General features: G+C 66.1%; 1 protein-coding gene and 1 pseudogene. Both read right to left on the bottom strand.

The window, feature by feature from the left end; translation table 11 throughout:
- Positions 1-383, bottom strand: a pseudogene (locus tag EOA86_RS36345) (tRNA (N(6)-L-threonylcarbamoyladenosine(37)-C(2))-methylthiotransferase MtaB); the annotation flags it as partial.
- Positions 383-936 (bottom strand): diaminopimelate epimerase (gene dapF, locus EOA86_RS36340; RefSeq protein ID WP_128345813.1); only part of this gene is annotated, 554 nt, incomplete at its 5' end. The gene dapF and the pseudogene EOA86_RS36345, both read right to left, overlap by 1 nt.

Here is a 936-nt window from a genome sequence, read left to right as displayed (position 1 = left end):
CCGAAATCCGGCAGCGCGCGATAGGAATGCGCCTTCAGCTTCTCTTCGTTGCCAAGGACGAGATCGACCTCGTCCATGGCAACGAAATTCTGCGGCTCGGTCTGCGCCGCGCAGCCGGTGACGATGATGCGGGCGGCTGGGTTCTCGCGCCGGGCTTTGCGGATCGACTGTTTTGCCTGGCGCACCGCCTCGCCGGTGACGGCGCAGGTGTTGAAGATGATTGCGCCGCCTTCCAGCGCGCCAAGGCCGGCACTTTCTGCCTCCCGCCGCATCACCTCGGATTCGTAGGTGTTCAGCCTGCAGCCGAAGGTGACGACGTCTACACCTTTGGGAATTGTGGGGCCCTTGGAAAGAGCGGGACCCTTCTTGGCAAGAGGAGCCATCAGGCGGCGCTTTCGGTGTCGCGGGCCCACACGCCGGTCGACGGGTCGAAGCTGCCGGAAAATTCCCATTCGGCGGCGCCGGTGAGGATGACGTGGTCGTCGCCGCGCCACTCGACGTGCAGCGAACCGCCGCCGGGTGTCACCAGAGAGACGCTGCGTCCGGTCCGCTTGGTGCGCGCGGCAGCGACTACGGCGGCGCAAGCCGCCGTACCGCAGGCCTTGGTCAGGCCGGCGCCGCGCTCCCAGGTGCGGATGACCATCGTCTCGGGCGAGGTCACCCGCGCGATGGTGATGTTGGCGCGTTCGGGGAAGATCGGGTGGTTTTCGAGCAGCGGGCCGAAGCGGTCGAGTTCATAGGACCAGACGTCGCGGTCGACCCAGAAGATGGCGTGCGGATTGCCCATCGACACGACCGAGGGCGAGTGCAGCACAGGCGCGTCGATCGGGCCGATCTGCAGCTCGATCATGCGGGTATCGCGAAATTCCTCGGCGAGCGGAATATCCTGCCAGCCAAAACGCGGCTTGCCCATGTCGACCGAGATCAGCCCGTCGG

Origin of the sequence: Mesorhizobium sp. M5C.F.Ca.IN.020.32.2.1 (assembly GCF_004023105.1) — a bacterium.
In the GTDB taxonomy this organism is placed as follows: Bacteria; Pseudomonadota; Alphaproteobacteria; order Rhizobiales; family Rhizobiaceae; genus Mesorhizobium; species Mesorhizobium wenxiniae.
This window is presented reverse-complemented; position numbering and strand designations above follow the sequence as displayed.